Consider the following 17,737-nt stretch of genomic DNA (forward strand, 5'->3'; position numbering starts at 1 on the left):
TATGAAAACATATGAGTTATTGAGTTATTTGGCAATTGGAGTCTGATCTTGTTTTATTCTGCTTCAAAATCTTTAATCATAATCGTTTTTTATTTTTTACTCTTTTAAAAAAAATCATCATAATTTGTAGGATCACAAAAGTTAAAAATAATATTCCATGAAATAATGGTACAAATGGCTGAGAAATAAAATTGGAATAATAGATTGTGATTGTTTCAATCAATGCTGCACTACACCATAAAATAATGCCCCATAAGGAATACATCCAAAGTCCAATCAAGGCAACAGGATAGAGAATGGCCAATATCGCTGATGCAAATTGCCACTGCCAAGGCATAAGGTCAAAACGCCATAGAATACCCGGAAAAACACCAACAAGGCGTATCCAATAAAAAATACTCAAACTTAAGCAAATAAACGCCAAAAACCGTAAATAACAGTTATAAATTAAATCGATTTTTGAAATCCGTTTGTGTGCATTATTTTTCACAATAATAGCTCTTGTTCAATAGGTTTGAAGTAAGAATTGACCATTTCATCTGTTACATTTGAAAGTTTATCGGGCTGCCATTGAGGAGTTTTATCCTTATCGATTAACATAGCACGTATCCCTTCATGAAAATCATGTGCATTAATCATATGATGTGCAATGCGGTTTTCAATTTTTATACAATCTTCTAAAGTTTTAGGTGTATTTTGTTTCATTTGTTTCCAGATAACTTTTAAACTTATCGGAGAACGTGACTGCAAAATATCATAACATTCTTTAGCAAATAAAATACCTTCATTACTTTTTTTATTAAGCAATTCAAGACATTCTTCTAATGTCTGAGCACTAAAACAAGAGTTAATGATACAACGTATTTCATGACTTGTTTCATAGTCTTTTGTAATTGCGCACTCCTCTAAAGCTAAAGTAGGATTTCCTTTCTCAATAATAGCTTTTCTAATTTTATCAAATTCAATTTCAGGAACGGCATGTGTTGCTAATCCTAAATTTAAACAATCTCCCCATTTTATATGTGCACCAGTCAATGCAAGATAAATGCCAAAATGATTGGGAAGAGATGGTAAGAAAAAACTTGCACCAACATCTGGAAAAAAACCAATTGCAGCTTCTGGCATAGCAAAAATGGTATTTTCTGTAACAATTCGATGTGAACCATACAGAGAAATGCCTACCCCTCCTCCCATCCAAATACCGTTTAAGAAAGAAATGTAAGGCTTAGAAAAACGCTTGATATAAGCATTTAAACTATATTCATCCCTAAAATATTGATAAGCAGAGGCACTTTTTCCCATACGATAGATTTCTACAACATCTCCACCAGCACAAAAAGCACGCCCCTCCCCTTCAATTAAGACACAAGAAATATCATAATCTATTTCCCAAATCTTGAGAGCTTTTTTTAAAGCAGAAACCATTCGTTGATTAAGAGCATTTAATGCTAAAGGGCGTGAGAATTTTATAATACCAGCACGCCCTTCTTTCGTAAAAGAAATATCATTCCCCGCTCCAAAATCAATTTGCATTTAACACCCTTTTTAAAAACAACTAATTTATTGTTTTTTTATTTTTTGCCCCCAGTTGAGGAAATATTTGCATGATCGCGCCAATACAATATATATAAATTCCCGTTATTGAAATCCCTAATTTAACCCAATATGGAGCCTCTAATTGATAAAAGAAGGCTACAACACCAAAGAAACACCATAAGAGAAAAATTGGAAAATTAATTCTCCGTAAACGAAGGACTCTTACAGGATGGATGAAATAAATTGGCAAAAAAGATATAATTGCTGATACAACAATGATGATAAAGGTAATCCACTCCTCTGGTCGTACAACAAAAAGTGAAAAAACCATCATATTCCAAACAACAGGAAATCCTTTAAAAAAGTTTTCTTTGGTTTTCATACCAGTGTCGGCATAATAAATAGCCGATGAAATAACAATGATTGCACTCAATGCAAACGATAGCCCTACCCCCATAAAACCACTTTGATAGAGAGCAAAAGCAGGAATTAAAACATAAGTTACATAATCAATGATATTATCTAACAACTCTCCAGACCATGTTGGAAGTACGTATTTAACATCAAGTTTGCGTGCAATTGGTCCATCTATACCATCAACGAGCAGTGCAAGACCAAGCCAACAGAACATAGCTGTCCATTCTTTTTGAGAAGCCGATATAAGAGAAAGAAATGCTAAAAATGATCCCGAAGCTGTTAGTAAATGAACAGAAAAAGCTTTTGCTTGGGGCATTGTTACTTTTTTATGGCGTAATAATTTAGCATTTGTTTTGATTTTTTTTGTTAGTTTACGTTTCAAGGTTTTCTTATCCTCGTTTTTAAAGTCTTCATCCATCTACCAATACGCCATTTTACCTATGATATGACTCAGCGTAAAAAAAATCATAAAAAGGTTACTTTTTTATATCGCATTATTTATTACATAATATAATAGAAGAGCTTCATACAATAAAAAGAGAGCAATCATTTAGAAATGTTAAAATATTTGCTCAATGAGGAAAGGCTCAACGCGTTGTGATACTTGAAAAGAAAGAATATAAAGCTATTACTGTTATTGGTGCTGGTCCTGTCGGGATGTTAGCAGCGTTAAGGCTTGCACATAAAGGATTTTCTATTTTTCTTGTTGGTCCCCCTGCTCATACCGATGAGTTACGAACAACAGCTCTTATGATGCCTGCAATACGCACACTTCAAAAACTTAATATTTGGGAGAGTCTTCAAAAACATGCTGCTGTTTTATCTTCCATGAGAATTATAGATATAACTTCTAGGATTGTGCGCGCTCCTACGGTGCATTTTTCTTCTGCTGAAATTGGTGAAAAAGCTTTTGCCTATAATATACCCAATATTGAATTAAACAATGCTTTAGTCGATGCCGTTACACATATGCCCAACATTAAAAGATTTGTTTCTGAAGCCAAATCTTTCTATCATACAAAAAGCCATGTATGTATTACTCTTGCTGATGGTAAGACCATTCAAGCACCACTTGTTATTGCTGCTGATGGACGTCACTCTCTTACACGTGTAGCCGCAGGAATAAGTATTAAACAGTGGAACTATCCACAAAAAGCACTTGTTCTCAACTTTTCTCATGAGTTTTCTCATCAAAATACATCAACTGAATTTCATACAGAACATGGTCCATTTACACAGGTTCCGCTACTAGGACGAAGATCCAGTCTTGTATGGGTCGTTCATCCTTCCCGTGCTGAGGAATTATTGAGTATAGAAACAAACGCGATTGCAAAAATAATCGAAAACCAAATGCAATCAATGCTTGGAACGCTAACCCTAGAAACATCAATTCAAGCATGGCCGCTTTCAGGACTTCTTGCTCATCATTTTGCTGCCAATCGAACGATTTTAGTCGGGGAAGCTGCTCATGTTTTTCCCCCTATTGGAGCACAGGGGTTAAATTTAGGATTCCGTGATGTTCAAACTTTGATTGATATTTTACCCAATCAAATATCTGATTCTAACTCTAAAATGGTTGTTAGACAATATAACCAATACCGCAAACCAGATATATTAACCCGAAGTCTAGCTGTTCATACTCTCAACTCTGCTTTGCTTTCTCATATGTTGCCTGTTCATATCATGCGCAGTATTGGGCTTGGTTTATTACATAATTGCTCGCCATTACGTAATTTATTGATGCGTGAAGGAATGTATCCCGGTTACGGATTTAAAGAAATGATGCAAATATTTCCAACAAAATCGCCTCAAAAACTCTATTGAGAAATAATGGATAATAATACAAAATAAATGCTAATTTTGTATCTAACTTACTTATCAAAAATAAAAAAATAGTAATAAGTAAATAATATATAAATAACAAAAGAAATATTTCTTTCTAAGAATGCATTTTACAATAAAGTTAAAGTTATAATATATCTATAACTCATAAATTCTGAACATTAATATAAATACTTAAAATAATGATGTAAAATAAAGTAAAAAATATAATATATATTTTTATAATCTTGTATTAAATATAAAATTTATAGCTAAAAAATAATAATATTATTCAATATTAATTAAAAAATAAATAATGAAAAACATTTTCATTTAATCAATAAATTTTCACTTTTTTGTTAAGTATAATTTTTAAAATAAAATCATCTTGGGAACTTGTTAGCAATACAACGGTTAATTAAAGATTGTTTCAACAGAGAGTGACAAGATGAAACTAAATAGCATTTTGAAATTAAGTGTTTTTTTTATGATGATTGTATGTGTTTCGTTGATCGTCACGACTTCAATTAGTGAAGTTTTTCATCTTCCTTATTGTCAAACCTTTACCTATAATTCTACTCAAAATGTCGCTAAAATAGGACAGAATTCATTTACTGCTACACAAGTTAAAAATTGTCTTATGCAAAACGGTTTTGAAAACCTTAAACGATTGCGTTTAGATGACAAAGGCATCTGGCGTGCTTTAGTAAAATTTAACAAGTCACATTTTTTCGTATCCGTTGACTATTCGGGAACAATTAGCATTCAAAAAGAAAGAAAAAAATATGATTGATTTTAAAACTTACAGCAATGTTTTTGTTCATCATTGTAAGAAAAAAAAATTCAAAAAGTTCTGTCATTCTATTAAAGAATTTGCTTTCATTGGTGGTTTAAATGGTAGCATATCAGGTGCAATCGCAGCAACTCTTGCTACTTATGGTTATATTGCTCTTCCAGGATTAGGTCCAATTATTGCAATGGGGTTAGGAGTAGCACTTTCTGCCGGAATGATAATAGGAGCGCTCATAGGATCAGGAATGGGGGGGAGTGTTGGTATATGCTGTATTGTATGGGAAATTTATATGAATCATAATACTCCTTTATCTTATAAATTTCACGATGAATAAAAAGTTCTCGTCATTTTTTCTATGAACAAAATATTAAAATCATCAACAAATTATATGCTCTGTTTTTTAATGAAGCGATCATCATATTATTTATAAATGAAATAATAACTAACTTATTAAAATTGCTTGATTAATTTCTTATTATACCTCAAAAAATAGATTTTTTAAAAGCATCTCTTGAAAAAATATAAGTGAGATATAATTACCCATCTATAAAAGATAAATTTTTTATAGATCAAAAATGAGAGTTATGTACAGAAATAATAAAAATATACTTTAATTTAGTTATTTTTTCTAAGCATTAATATCTATATATAATTATTTTTCTTAAAGTTTAATTTAAGATCAGTGTATCTATTATTAAAAATTTAATTAATAGTTATTTTGTTGAATAAAAATTATTTAAAGTTAAGTATAAAGGTATTTATGAAAAAAATATTGTTATCATTATTAGTTTCTATGGCATTTTTAATGTATAAAAGCTGTGCATTAGCGCTATCAACAAAAGTAAATATTTATAAACTAGAAGATAATAATTCCAAAAAGGCTATTGGTAGCATTAAAATTGAAGAAAATGCACACGGTTTAATTTTTATCCCTAATTTATCTGCTTTACCAGAAGGGATGCATGGTTTTCACGTACATGTAAATCCTTCATGTGATACAAAAGATGGTATAATTGGTGGAAGTGCAGGTGGACATTATGACCCTGAGCATACCGGAAAACATTTAGGACCTTATAATGTCAATGGTCATCTCGGTGATTTACCAACACTTTATGTTGATAAGCAAGGGAATGCTACGATGAGCGTTCTTGCTCCGCGATTGAAAAAAATCTCTGAAATTACAGGGCGCTCGTTAATGATTCATTTAGGCGCTGATAATCAATCAGATAAACCATTACCGCTTGGTGGAGGTGGAGCACGTCTGGCGTGCGGCATTATTGAAAAATAAAGAGAGTCTTGTGCTAACCTGTGATAGTGCGCACTCTCTTCAATTATAATATAAGATGTAATAGGAGTTTATTCTTTATATTTTAATAAATTAAGTAAATTATGTAACTATTTGAAAAAATGATACTTTTTTGAATATTTAATACAGATAATAAACAACTTAATAATATCAGAATGAACAGTGAACGGAACTGAGAAAATAACAAGATAAATTCTTTATAAGAAGACTTCAACACGATAAATGGTATTTTCAATGCTTGCTTTAACCTGTAAGCATCCTTCATTTGTGGAGAATTAATTTTCCAATTTTTTTCTTATGGTGTTTCTTTGCTGTTGCTGCTTTTTTTATCAATCAGAGGCTTCATATAGAATCAGCAAAGTTTAATTCCATTCTCTACAGTGACAAATATATAGTAAATTATAGTCATTAAATCTAGTATCTAATAAATCACACCCTCCGCATAAAGTTAAATAGATTTAAAATAGAATTTTCATCCATCACAGCTTGGTGCAGACACAAAAAATTTATTGATTCAATATTAGTATAATCGCTTGAAATTATTTAATACTGTAATAGTTATAATCTATAATTTAAGTAAAAAAGACTAATTATCATTGTAATTAATATAATCAGTCAAATAAAGTAGTTAGAGTAATTTTTATACTCTGAACGAAATAGCTTTTAAACTATAGAGACTTTTTAATACCCCTCATGGATACATATGATCCCAATCGGATGCTCGCATCTCGCCGGTTTGATAAAATTGACGAATGAGCTTGATATAATGAAGAAAGTCTTTGTTTTCCTCCACTAGTCTATTAGCAGTATCCCAATCAATATCACGACGTTCTTTCGCTGGAATGATGATTTCACTCTCAGAAGCGTTTTCCTTGTTGAGTCTTATAAATCCAATTCCATGCAAACTTGAAAGCATCCGAAGCTCTTTTAATGTATCAACACCTTCAACTTCACTAGCCACTAAATAACTAAAATTAGCCCATGAAGAATTGCTCACTGTTTGAAAAAATGCTTTTCGTAAATTTGAACGATTGATGAGAATTTTTACTTCAAAAGACCAAAGCTTCGTCTTTTTATCAAAATATTGCAAAACGCAGTCTTTGATTTCACGATTCCATTCCCTGCTTAAATCTTGTATCCCTACGAGATCTGGATAAAGCCATTTATTCCCACCAGAACCATGTTTATTACGAGAACATTTCTCATTAATGCGCTTGCTGTAAACTGAAAGCTCTGACCATAAAAATTTAGATAAAAACGGATAAAGATCATATTCTTTAACAGAAACATCTTCTGTCTTACCTTCTTCATAGTCCTCTGCTGCATCAATTTCAGCGCTATCTGTTTGTTTAGTAAAATAATACTGCCGTGGTCGACCTTCAGTGGTTTTAATTTCTGGATAACGCTTTTGTAATTGAGGACGTTTTGCTCCTATTTCAGCGACAATTTGCTGAATAAGATCCGAATCACTATTAAGGGGAGTGATCGTTGCCGTTGAATTCTTTTGTTTTTGGCGACATTTTTCTGTATAATTTTCAAATATCCATTGCGCAATTTCTCGAGCTGTAAATTTTTTTGTCGGATTTTTTTTTAAAAAATTAAAAACAGTGTTTGTTAAATTCAAAGTCATATGTAAAACAGCCCACTTTTATCTTCTGGATATCTCATTATATTCAGATGTTTCAAAAGAAAAAACAACAAACTGTTTATTTTTTTTGAAAAAAGCTGTCTATAAAATTAAAATATTTTTCTGAATTTATAACTATAAACTCAAGTTTTTCATATAAAGAAAGTAAGATTATATTTTCATCAAAAATTGTAAATGAGCTGTAAATTCCTATAAAAAAGCATAATCTTGTATAATTATTCTATATATTTTTTCCTTTTTATTTTAATGTTTTTAGAAAAAATAATAATTTTCTACTTTAAGAAATCCCTAATATTTTAAAATTAATGATGCGATAATGCAGGAAATTAAAAATAATATTTAAATATCTGATTGCCCTTCACATCCGTTAATTAAAAAACTTATGTATTTTTTTTGAAGCAAAAAGTTATGAGCTCTCAAGTATAGATTCTGAAACGGTAAACTCTGCGCACAAACCTTCAAAACTACTACTTGCTTTAATAGAATCATGGGGAATAAGAACATAATACCATTTTTTACCGCCATAAGTAGCCGCATAGTGCGTTGCATGACAACACCATTGGACTGCAGCTTTTTTCTTTTGTAAAACAAGAGAGTTTTGCATTTCAGAGGCTTTTTTAGGCTCACAAAGATATTTGGCATCCTTCGTTTCCACAACAAAGTCCGGTTCATAAGTTGATCCTTTATCATACTCTATTTTGAAAAAACCTCGAGCGGGTTTCATCCATTTCAATACTTGCGCATCATCCTCTAATATTTGAGCAAATCGTAATTCTCCTTCTACTGAATCAAACTTTTGCAAAGGATAACAGCATTTGCTAAAACCGCTGAATACAAGTTTTTTAATATCATTTTTAATGGCAGGAATATTACGAAAATCAAGAGGAAATGTTCCTTGCGGCGACACATAATGGATAGGCGTTAAAGTTGTAAAACCTCGTATCACTTTGACCTCATAATTTTTTTGCGTTTCCCATTGATGCTCTCTTAATTGCGCAATAATAAAATCATTCAGCTTATGCTGATAATGAATTAACACGTTCTCAACAGCAGCATCATTGGGTAAGTAAGATCGGAAATGCTCTACCATCTGACCAGCTAATTTTCGTAATAACAGCGTATGACTATCATAATCGATAAAATCATTATCAATTAAACCACGAATGATATAATTTTCGAGATGAGGCTCTTTAATATATTCATCCTTAGAAGTGAGAAAAATGCTTTTGTGAGTACGCAATTCTCGAATTAAAAGCTCTTTACTAACAGGTTGCAAATTTAAGCTTTCTAGATTTTTCAAATCAAAATCAGAAAAACCATAAGTAACTTCACGTGAAGGTACGCGTACAATATTGGGAATATCTATAATTAATTCTGGTAATTTTTTTGTTAGAATTGTAACCACTTTTAATACAAGAGACTTTTGTGATGAATACGCAATATCCATGATTTTATTACTAATTTTTTCTTGTATGTGGGCAGAACAAAGCATTTGAGAACTTGGTAAATTATCATTCTCTTTAATAATATCCCATGCAATGGTAGCAATTTCTTGTTCTTCAGACGTTAATGTGAGTGAATCCGTATTAGGTAACGTGATACCTTGTAAATCAAATGTTCCATTTATATCGGAATTACGTGTTACTATCGTTTTTATAAATAAAGATTCTGCTTGACTTGGAACCGTCACTATATCCGACTTTTCAGAGGATATATCACCTCCTATTCCAATCTCAATATGCTTTTTTATAATTGAGTTTGGATCGCTTGCACGATCAATAATATCCTGAAAACGATCATGTGCAATGATTGTTAAACGATCAATAGATTCTATACCCGTTCTACATCCATAAGGCAAACGCAATCCACGCCCAATGGTTTGCTCTGTTAAAATTTCCGAAGTCGATGCACGCAACGGTACAATAGTATAGAGATTGGTAACATCCCACCCCTCCTTTAGTTTATTAACATGAATAACAATTTCTGTTGGTTCATGAGGATCTTCAATCGCAATAAGCTTTTGAATATTTTGATCTTCTTCTATATTTGACTGATTTGTATGAACCTCTAAAACTTTTCCCTTATAAGCTCCTGCAAAAAAATCATCTGCTTCCAATAAGTTACGCAATTTCTGTGCATGATTTGTATCTTGAGCGACAACTAAAATAAAAGGTTTAACGAACTTTTTGTTATAATCTTTGGCATAAGTTACTAAATCTGCTTTCACGTTTTCATGTGCATGAATTGCATCTTGTAATTTAATATATTCTAATTGCTCAGATGTATAATTTTTAGGTTGAAAGTCTTTACGTGTAGCAACAGCAGGCTCTTTTACAAAACCATCTCTCATAGCCTCTGCAAGTGAATAACTGTAAACAACATTTTTAAAATCTATAGATTTTGCACCTATTGTTTTTGGTGTTGCTGTAAGCTCTATTCCTAATAGAGGTTTTAACTCATTAATTGCCGCCGCACCAGCAGAAGCACGATAACGATGTGCTTCATCCATTAATAAAACTAAATCAGGAAGATTTGCAAGATAATCAAAATAACTTTCACCAATCGTCTCTTGTAAGCGTTTAATGCGCGGAATACTCGATTTTAATGCACCTTTTTTATTATCCTTTGTATTAATTTTAGAAATATTAAAAATATTAATAAAGGCTGTATTCCTATTTTCAAACAAACGCTTTTGTCCGTAAAAGTGATGTTCATCAGTGCGAATACCTTTACCACTTTCATAATCTTCACCTGTAATAATGACTGGTCTATTGGCAATAAACTCACTCATTCCACTGAAAACATACTTCGGACTTTGGGGACTAAAATCCTGTTTTAATTTTTCATAAATAGTCAAATTTGGCGCTAAAACAAAAAAATGGCGACTACGACCTGTTAAATAAAGATAGCTAATAAAAGCGCCCATAAGTCGTGTTTTCCCAACACCCGTTGCTAAGGCAAAACAAAAAGAAGGAAAACTTCGTTCAAAGTCTTGTACAGAAGGATAGAGATTTTTTACCAATTCTAATTCCGCAACCAAATCAGCACTTTTAGAAAGTTCTATATTTTCTAAGATATTCACCAAAATATTTAAAGATTCACGTTGAGGATCACGCAACGATAGGCGAGCAGAAATCCTTTTTTCAACAGTGTTCATGAAAAACTCCGCTTTTTTATATATTACCCAAATAGATCTAATTCTGCTTGCGCATTATTTTTATCTTTGTTTCTTTCTTTTACCACAATCATTGGTTCAAGGTTGGCTACATTTAAACTATAATCATCCCTTCCCCATTCGCATTTTTCTAATACTGCACGAGGAATTTTAGTGAGTGTGAGATTCTCAAAGGATGATGATTTTGTATCAAAAGCTGTACAACAAATCAGCAGGGTGCGATGGGAACCTACCTCTTCGCTTATAATACGGAGTTGTTCATGAGTCATGGCGCTCGTTGTAACATAAATATAATCTGTCTCCGTTGAATATCCTTGCATCCAATAATGATTTTCATCCGGCGCATAGGTAAATCCCATATGTTTACACATCGCTTCTGAAAGCATTGCTGCATTATATTCGCGGCTAATAATCCATTGTCCCCATGGATCTTTTTGCAACAGAGAAGGAGCAAGGCGATAATAACGAAACCCACCGCCACCTTGCCAATTGACACTTTTAGAAATTCCCCCTTGATCAGTTCCATCAATGATTTGTTTTAAACGAGGAATAATATGGGTGTGACAATGTTCACCAAGTTCAATCATAATCCACTTGCGACCCATTTTATGAGCAACCGCACCGGTCGTACCAGAACCCGCAAAAGAATCTAAAACAAGATCACCAGGGTTGGTAGATATATTAATAATTCTTTGAAGAAGATGTTCAGGTTTTGGAGTATTAAATAATTCTACTACATGATTAGTAAATATTTTTTTAATTCATCCTTAGCATTTGCATTATTAGAGAGACCTATCCAAATAGTTTCTGGAATACTTCCTTTATTTTCTGAAAGAAAAAATTTACGGTATAAATTATTCCCTTTAATAATAAGGCGGTCCTCTTTATCTAACTGCTGCATACTTTCTAGATTAACAAGCCAAAGGCGCTTAGAAAAAAACTTCCCTGTTTTAGTAGTGTATTCATATTCAGATCCGCCTTGTTGTCTAGCCCACAACCCAAGAACACGATATGCACCTCTTGGATCATTATCTGGATTTACATATGCCTTTTTTGTCACACTATCTAATTCAATTCGATTGATATAAAATTGTGAAGAGTCTTTTGCATAAACTAAGATATGATCGTGGGTTGTGCTAAAATAACGAGAAGAATTATCCTTTCCTCTTTTTTTATGCCATATGAGATTAGCAACAAAATTATTACGTCCAAATAACTCATCACACAATATTTTCGCATAATGTATTTCATTGTCATCCAATTGCATAAAAAGCACACCATCATCTGCAAGCAAATGATGTAATAATTCTAGCCTATCTCTCATAAGACTAAGCCATATGGAATGTTCCAAACCATCTTCATAATGTTCAAAGGCATTGCCTGTATTATAAGGCGGATCGATATAGATACATTTCACTTTCCCCATATATTCTTTCTCAAGTGCTTTGAGCGCAAGCAAATTATCACCAAAAATAAGTTTATTATCAAAAATATCCTGAGATGATATTTGGTGCGAAGCATGATAAGATTTTTCAAGATCTTCTAACAAAATACGAGGTTCAAGCTTGGAGCGTCTCTCTTTTCCAATCCAGTTAAGTTCTAATTTTTGTTTATTACGGCTCATTCGTAACCTGCCTCGTTTATATTTATCCAAATAGATTTAATTCTTCTTGCATATTATTTTTATCTTTGTTTCTTTCTTTTACCACAATCATCGGTTCAAGATTGGCTATATTTAAACTATAATCATCCCTTCCCCATTCACATTTTTCTAATACTACACGCGGAATTTTAGTCAGTGTGAGATTCTCAAAGGATGATGATTTTGTATCAAAAGCTGTACAACAAATCAGTAGGGTGCGATGGGAACCCACCTCTTCGCTTATAATACGGAGTTGTTCATGAGTCATGGCGCTCGTTGTAACATAAATATAATCTGTCTCCGTTGAATATCCTTGCATCCAATAATGATTTTCATCCGGCGCATAGGTAAATCCCATATGTTTACACATCGCTTCTGAAAGCATTGCTGCATTATATTCGCGGCTAATAATCCATTGTCCCCATGGATATTTTTGCAACAGAGAAGGAGCAAGGCGATAATAACGAAATCCACCGCCACCTTGCCAATTAACACTTTTAGAAATTCCCCCTTGATCAGTTCCATCAATCACTTGTTTTAAACGAGGAATAATATGGGTGTGACAATGTTCACCAAGTTCAATCATAATCCATTTGCGACCCATTTTATGAGCAACTGCACCAGTCGTACCGGATCCCGCAAAAGAATCTAGAATAAGATCACCAGGGTTGGTGGCGAGTTGGATAATGCGTTCTATAAGTTTTTCTGGTTTGGGAGTGGTAAAGACATTAACAGAATTAAAAACTTTAACTTCTTTTTTAGCATCTTGATTATGTCCTACTTCCGTATAAGGCCAAATCGTCATTGAAACCATACCGTTTTTTACTTCTGATAAAAAACGCTTTAAAGAAGGAACATTGCTTCCTGTTGGACCAAACCAAATACGATTATCTTTCAATAATTCAGAGAATTTCTTTTCACTCATAGCCCAACTTCTACCATGAGGAGGCATCACTTTTCGTCCAGAAGGTGTGATGATTTCGTAAATATCCTTAAGTGTTACTCTTTTTACAGATAAATCTCCAGATTTCCAAGGACCACGCGGATCATTATCAGGATTTTTATAGCGCGCATCCATATCAGTTGAACGAGGAAGTAAGTGAGGGCGCCAAACAGTTTTGTCTTTGGCGTAAACCATGATAAAATCATGATTATCAGAGAACCATTTTGTATCGTTCTGTGGAGCATATTTCTTCTGCCAAATTATATTGTTGATGAAATTTTGGCGACCAAAAATTTCATCCATCATTATTTTAAGATAGGCTTGTTCATCATCATCAATGGAAATCCAGATACTTCCATCATCTGCAAGCAAATGATGTAATAATTCTAGCCTATCTCTCATAAGACTAAGCCATATGGAATGTTCCAAACCATCTTCATAATGCTCAAAGGCATTGCCTGTATTATAAGGTGGATCGATATAGATACATTTCACCTTCCCCGTATATTCTTTCTCAAGTGCTTTGAGCGCAAGAAAATTATCACCAAAAATAAGTTTATTATCAAAAATATCCTGAGATGATATTTGGTGCGAAGCATGATAAGATTTTTCAAAATCTTCTAACAAAATACGAGGTTCAAGCTTGGAGCGTCGCTCTTTTCCAATCCAGTTAAGTTCTAATTTTTGTTTATTATAAAGCATGTGATCGTTTTTAAATCTAAATGTTTACGAAAAACGATGTATCCACGAACAGTATTGTGTTAGTACCATCCGACAGCAATTTGTGCTTCTTCTGACATACACTCCGGTGTCCATGGTGGATCAAAAGTCATAGTGACTTCAACATGTGACACTCCTTCAACTGCACTAACTGCGTTTTCTACCCACCCCGGCATTTCACCAGCAACAGGACATCCCGGTGCTGTAAGAGTCATTTCAATTTTTACTGAACGATCATCTTCAATATCAATACGATAAATCAGTCCTAGCTCATAAATATCAGCAGGAATCTCTGGATCATAAACTGTCTTAAGAGCAGCAATAATATCATTCGTCATACGATCAATTTCGTCTGCTGGAATTGCTGATATGTAAGATTTTTTATTTTTGCTTACAGTTTCAACAGATTCTGTAGAATGACGCCCTTCAACTGATTCAGCCATTAAAAAATGTCCTTGTTTCTCTCAATGCTTCTACTAATTGATCTACATCTTCTTGAGTATTATACATAGCAAACGATGCGCGACAAATAGATGTTAGACCAAAATGCTGTAATAAAGGCTGTGCACAATGGGTTCCCGCGCGTATTGCAACCCCTTTTCTATCAATAAACATAGCTATATCATGGGCGTGAATTCCTTCAATTGCAAATGATATAATAGCTCCTTTATTGGGAGAATGACCATAAATACGCAATGACTCAACCGTTTTAAGTTTTTCATGTGCATAAGATAAAAGGGACATTTCATGCGCATGAATCATACTCCGACCTTTCTCTTGTATATAATCAATAGCCGCCGCTAGTCCAATAGCTTCAACGATAGGAGGTGTGCCTGCTTCAAAACGATAAGGAGGAGCATTATAAGAAACCTTGTCGGTTGTTACTTCCTCGATCATTTCTCCCCCTCCTTGAAAAGGACGCATTTCCTCTAACCTATGTTCCTTACCATAAAGAACACCAATACCGGTAGGACCGTAAAGCTTATGACCAGTAAAGACATACCAATCACAATCGAGATCTTGTACATCAACAGTCAAATGTATTGCTCCTTGAGAACCATCAACAAGGACAGGAATAGAATTTTGATGTGCTAACTTAACAATCTCTTTAACAGGAGGCACAGTTCCTAATATATTAGACATATGCGTTATAGCAACAAGCCGCGTTTTTTTGCTTAAAGCCTGTTGAAAATCTTCAATATGCAGAACCCCATTTTCATCAATAGGAATAAAAATAAGTTTAACACCTTTTTGTTCACGAAGAAAATGCCACGGAATAATATTTGAATGATGTTCCATGATCGTTAGAACAATCTCATCCCCTTCCTTGAGTTTGGACATAGCCCAACCATAAGCAACAGTATTAATAGCTTCCGTTGCATTTTTCGTAAAAACAATTTCCTCAGATTTTTGAGCATTTAGAAAAACACGAACGGTTTCACGAGAATTTTCATACGCTTGTGTTGCTGTATTGGCTAAGAAATACATCCCTCTATGCACATTAGCATAACTATCGTGGTAATAATGATTCATTGCATTGAGTACTGATTGTGGTTTTTGGGCAGAAGCACCACTATCAAGATATGCTAAACGCTTTCCATAAACTTGATGATGTAAAAGAGGAAAATCACGTCGAATTTCTTCAACATTATAACTGAATGTTTGTACGTTATTTTCCATTTTTTCTCCCTTAAACATTTTTTTCAAGCCATTGACCAATGATATTCTCCAAAACAGCTTGAATATCATCTTGCTTGATGTCATCAATGAGCTCAGAGATAAACCCTTTAATCAAAAGTGCACGAGCTGTTTTAAATGGGATACCACGTGCCATGAGATAAAAAAGATAATCATGATTAATATTAGCAACTGTTGCGCCATGACCACAGGCAACATCATCAGCAAAAATCTCCAATTCAGGTTTTGCGTTAAATTCTGCATCATCTGAAAGAATAAGGCTATTACAAGCCATGCGTGCATCCGTTTTTTGCGCTTTTTGAGCAACACGTATTATTCCTTGAAAAACACCAACAGCCTTATCTGTAACCACATTGCGTATAATTTCGGTTGAGGTTGATTTTTCTTCTACGTGACGAACGGTCATTGTAAGATCACTATGGGTTTGTCCTGATAATAAATTTATAACGCGTAATTGAAAATCAGATTCTTCACCCTGTAATTCAATATCGACTTCTTGGCGATTGAGTTGACTCCCTATATTAATAACATAAAGTGATAACTTCGCTCCCCGCGCAAGAATAGCACGCAATCGGCCAAACTGCGTAGAATTAAAACCACGATTGCGAATAAGAATCCACGTAACATCACTATTGTCGGCAATATTTAATGAAAATATTGAACTGACAAAGGTATCTTGATCATTGCCAACCTGATGTTCAATAAACATAACTTGACTATTTTTATCAACTTTTATGTCTGAAAAAGTATGGGATTGTCCTCCCATTTGTATATTTTGTAATTCGATAGGTATATTTAAGTTTGTATTTTCAGGAATATGGAAAAGCCAACCATCCGTAAAGAAAGCTGTATTTAATTGCCCAATAAAATCCTCATCAGAAATGTTTTGATCTATCTTTACAGAAATGTCTTCTAATGCATCTGAAAGGCGTTTTACTGTAATCTTGTCTACCTTTGACTGTGTAGATGTTTTTCCATTGTTCATAGAAAAAACAGCGCTTTTTGAAAGTAATGGGTCAACCGATTGATTATCATAGGCTTTTGAAAAAGGGCTCACAGATCTTAGTAATGTGCGCAGATTGGTATAATGCCAATTTTCGATTTTACGGGAAGGAAGACGTGTTGTCTGAAACTGCTCAATCGCCTTCTTGCGGATTTCCCGTACGGCTTTATCACCAGGTAAATCGTCTGTATATTGATTGAAATTACTGAGTATATCTTCTTCAACCGCTAACGAGTTTTGCTGTGCCTTCATATTCAATAACCTCAAACAGCTTCCCTGATAAGATCAGCATATCCATTTTGCTCTAAATAAAGCGCTAAGGATTTGTCTCCGCTTTTGATAATTCGTCCTTTATAAAGAACATGTACCGTATCAGGAATAATATAATTAAGCAGCCGTTGATAATGGGTAATCACCAAAAATGAACGCTTTGAATCCCGAAGTTTATTAACACCGTCTGCAACAATTTTTAATGCATCAATATCTAAACCAGAATCCGTTTCATCTAAAATGCAAAGTTTAGGTTCAAGAAGTGCCATTTGTAAAATTTCGGCACGCTTTTTTTCTCCCCCTGAAAAACCCACATTTAATGGACGTTTTAGCATGTCCATATCTATTTCGAGCTTGGCTGAAACATCTTTAACATGTTTTATAAATTCAGGAATTTTAAGCTCTTCATCACCACGCGCTTTACGTTGAGAATTCATCGCAACTTTTAAAAATTCCATCGTTGCTACCCCTGGTATTTCCATTGGATATTGAAATGCAAGAAAAATACCATATGCCGCACGTTCTGCTGGATCCATTTCTAAAAGTGATTGTCCATTATAGAGAATATCACCTTCTGTTATTTCATAATCATCGCGACCAGCAAGTAAATAAGACAAAGTGGATTTTCCGGCACCATTTTGTCCCATGATAGCGGCAATTTCTCCATCTTGAACCGTTAAGTTTAAACCACGAATAACTTCTGTATCAGTTCCAGCAATACGGGCGCGCAAATTTTTTATCTCTAACATAATTAATCCTGTTCTG

The 17,737-nt window shown here is 33.6% G+C and carries 16 protein-coding genes and 1 pseudogene; 4 read left to right on the plus strand and 13 right to left on the minus strand.

Going from position 1 to position 17,737, the window contains the following annotated elements; all coding sequences use genetic code 11:
* Positions 1–76: 76 nt before the first annotated feature.
* Genes B5V81_RS06060 through pcsA form a run of 3 tightly spaced genes read right to left on the minus strand, consistent with a single transcriptional unit; the run spans position 77 to position 2,371 of the window.
* Positions 77–490, minus strand: coding sequence for a DUF6163 family protein (locus B5V81_RS06060; protein ID WP_212112669.1), 414 nt, complete (start codon positions 488–490; stop codon positions 77–79).
* The gene (locus B5V81_RS06065; protein WP_212112670.1) at positions 487–1,533 is read right to left on the minus strand and encodes an enoyl-CoA hydratase/isomerase family protein; all 1,047 of its coding nucleotides are present in this window, start codon (positions 1,531–1,533) and stop codon (positions 487–489) included. The genes B5V81_RS06060 and B5V81_RS06065 overlap by 4 nt, the downstream gene beginning before the upstream one ends.
* A 22-nt stretch (positions 1,534–1,555) precedes the next feature.
* Positions 1,556–2,371 carry a phosphatidylcholine synthase gene (pcsA, locus tag B5V81_RS06070; RefSeq protein WP_212112671.1) on the minus strand — a complete coding sequence of 272 codons (816 nt, stop codon included), beginning with the start codon at positions 2,369–2,371 and terminating at the stop codon, positions 1,556–1,558.
* Between the two features lie 179 nt (positions 2,372–2,550).
* Between pcsA and B5V81_RS06075 the strand changes: the two genes are divergently transcribed.
* The 4 genes from B5V81_RS06075 to sodC all read left to right on the plus strand — a co-directional run bounded on the left by B5V81_RS06075 (position 2,551) and on the right by sodC (position 5,855).
* A complete protein-coding gene (locus B5V81_RS06075; protein ID WP_212112672.1) occupies positions 2,551–3,777 on the plus strand; it encodes a UbiH/UbiF family hydroxylase in 1,227 nt (408 codons plus the stop codon).
* Between the two features lie 445 nt (positions 3,778–4,222).
* Entirely contained in the window at positions 4,223–4,567 is a 345-nt protein-coding gene (locus B5V81_RS06080) for a hypothetical protein (RefSeq protein WP_212112673.1), read from the plus strand.
* Positions 4,560–4,901: a hypothetical protein gene (locus B5V81_RS06085; protein WP_212112674.1), complete on the plus strand. Its 342-nt coding sequence runs from the start codon at positions 4,560–4,562 to the stop codon at positions 4,899–4,901. The genes B5V81_RS06080 and B5V81_RS06085 overlap by 8 nt, the downstream gene beginning before the upstream one ends.
* 426 nt (positions 4,902–5,327) lie before the next feature.
* Positions 5,328–5,855: a superoxide dismutase family protein gene (gene sodC, locus B5V81_RS06090; RefSeq protein ID WP_212112675.1), complete on the plus strand. Its 528-nt coding sequence runs from the start codon at positions 5,328–5,330 to the stop codon at positions 5,853–5,855.
* Between the two features lie 709 nt (positions 5,856–6,564).
* Here the strand turns inward: sodC and B5V81_RS06095 are convergent.
* From B5V81_RS06095 to sufC, 10 genes and pseudogenes are all read right to left on the minus strand, one after another.
* The gene (locus B5V81_RS06095) at positions 6,565–7,503 is read right to left on the minus strand and encodes a COG2958 family protein (RefSeq protein WP_212112676.1); all 939 of its coding nucleotides are present in this window, start codon (positions 7,501–7,503) and stop codon (positions 6,565–6,567) included.
* Positions 7,504–7,927: 424 nt separating this feature from the next.
* Positions 7,928–10,678 carry a DEAD/DEAH box helicase gene (locus B5V81_RS06100; RefSeq protein WP_212112677.1) on the minus strand — a complete coding sequence of 917 codons (2,751 nt, stop codon included), beginning with the start codon at positions 10,676–10,678 and terminating at the stop codon, positions 7,928–7,930.
* 23 nt (positions 10,679–10,701) lie between these two features.
* Positions 10,702–11,301: a site-specific DNA-methyltransferase gene (locus B5V81_RS09165; protein ID WP_439330054.1), complete on the minus strand. Its 600-nt coding sequence runs from the start codon at positions 11,299–11,301 to the stop codon at positions 10,702–10,704.
* Between the two features lie 12 nt (positions 11,302–11,313).
* Positions 11,314–11,457 (minus strand): annotated as a pseudogene (locus tag B5V81_RS09170) (DNA methyltransferase); the annotation flags it as partial.
* Positions 11,430–12,350: a site-specific DNA-methyltransferase gene (locus tag B5V81_RS09175; protein ID WP_439330055.1), complete on the minus strand. Its 921-nt coding sequence runs from the start codon at positions 12,348–12,350 to the stop codon at positions 11,430–11,432. The gene B5V81_RS09175 and the pseudogene B5V81_RS09170, both read right to left, overlap by 28 nt.
* On the minus strand, positions 12,343–13,983 hold the full coding sequence (locus tag B5V81_RS06110; RefSeq protein WP_212112678.1) for a site-specific DNA-methyltransferase: 1,641 nt from the start codon (positions 13,981–13,983) through the stop codon (positions 12,343–12,345). Before B5V81_RS06110 ends, B5V81_RS09175 begins: the two co-directional genes overlap by 8 nt.
* Positions 13,984–14,042: 59 nt before the next feature.
* On the minus strand, positions 14,043–14,444 hold the full coding sequence (locus B5V81_RS06115) for an SUF system Fe-S cluster assembly protein (protein ID WP_212112679.1): 402 nt from the start codon (positions 14,442–14,444) through the stop codon (positions 14,043–14,045).
* The gene (locus B5V81_RS06120) at positions 14,437–15,681 is read right to left on the minus strand and encodes a cysteine desulfurase (RefSeq protein WP_212112680.1); all 1,245 of its coding nucleotides are present in this window, start codon (positions 15,679–15,681) and stop codon (positions 14,437–14,439) included. The genes B5V81_RS06115 and B5V81_RS06120 overlap by 8 nt, the downstream gene beginning before the upstream one ends.
* A gap of 10 nt (positions 15,682–15,691) precedes the next feature.
* Positions 15,692–16,954: a Fe-S cluster assembly protein SufD gene (sufD, locus tag B5V81_RS06125; RefSeq protein WP_212112681.1), complete on the minus strand. Its 1,263-nt coding sequence runs from the start codon at positions 16,952–16,954 to the stop codon at positions 15,692–15,694.
* A gap of 11 nt (positions 16,955–16,965) precedes the next feature.
* Positions 16,966–17,721, minus strand: coding sequence for a Fe-S cluster assembly ATPase SufC (gene sufC, locus B5V81_RS06130; RefSeq protein ID WP_212112682.1), 756 nt, complete (start codon positions 17,719–17,721; stop codon positions 16,966–16,968).
* Positions 17,722–17,737: the final 16 nt, after the last annotated feature.

Source organism: Bartonella queenslandensis (assembly GCF_018155095.1).
Taxonomy (GTDB): domain Bacteria; phylum Pseudomonadota; class Alphaproteobacteria; order Rhizobiales; family Rhizobiaceae; genus Bartonella; species Bartonella queenslandensis_B.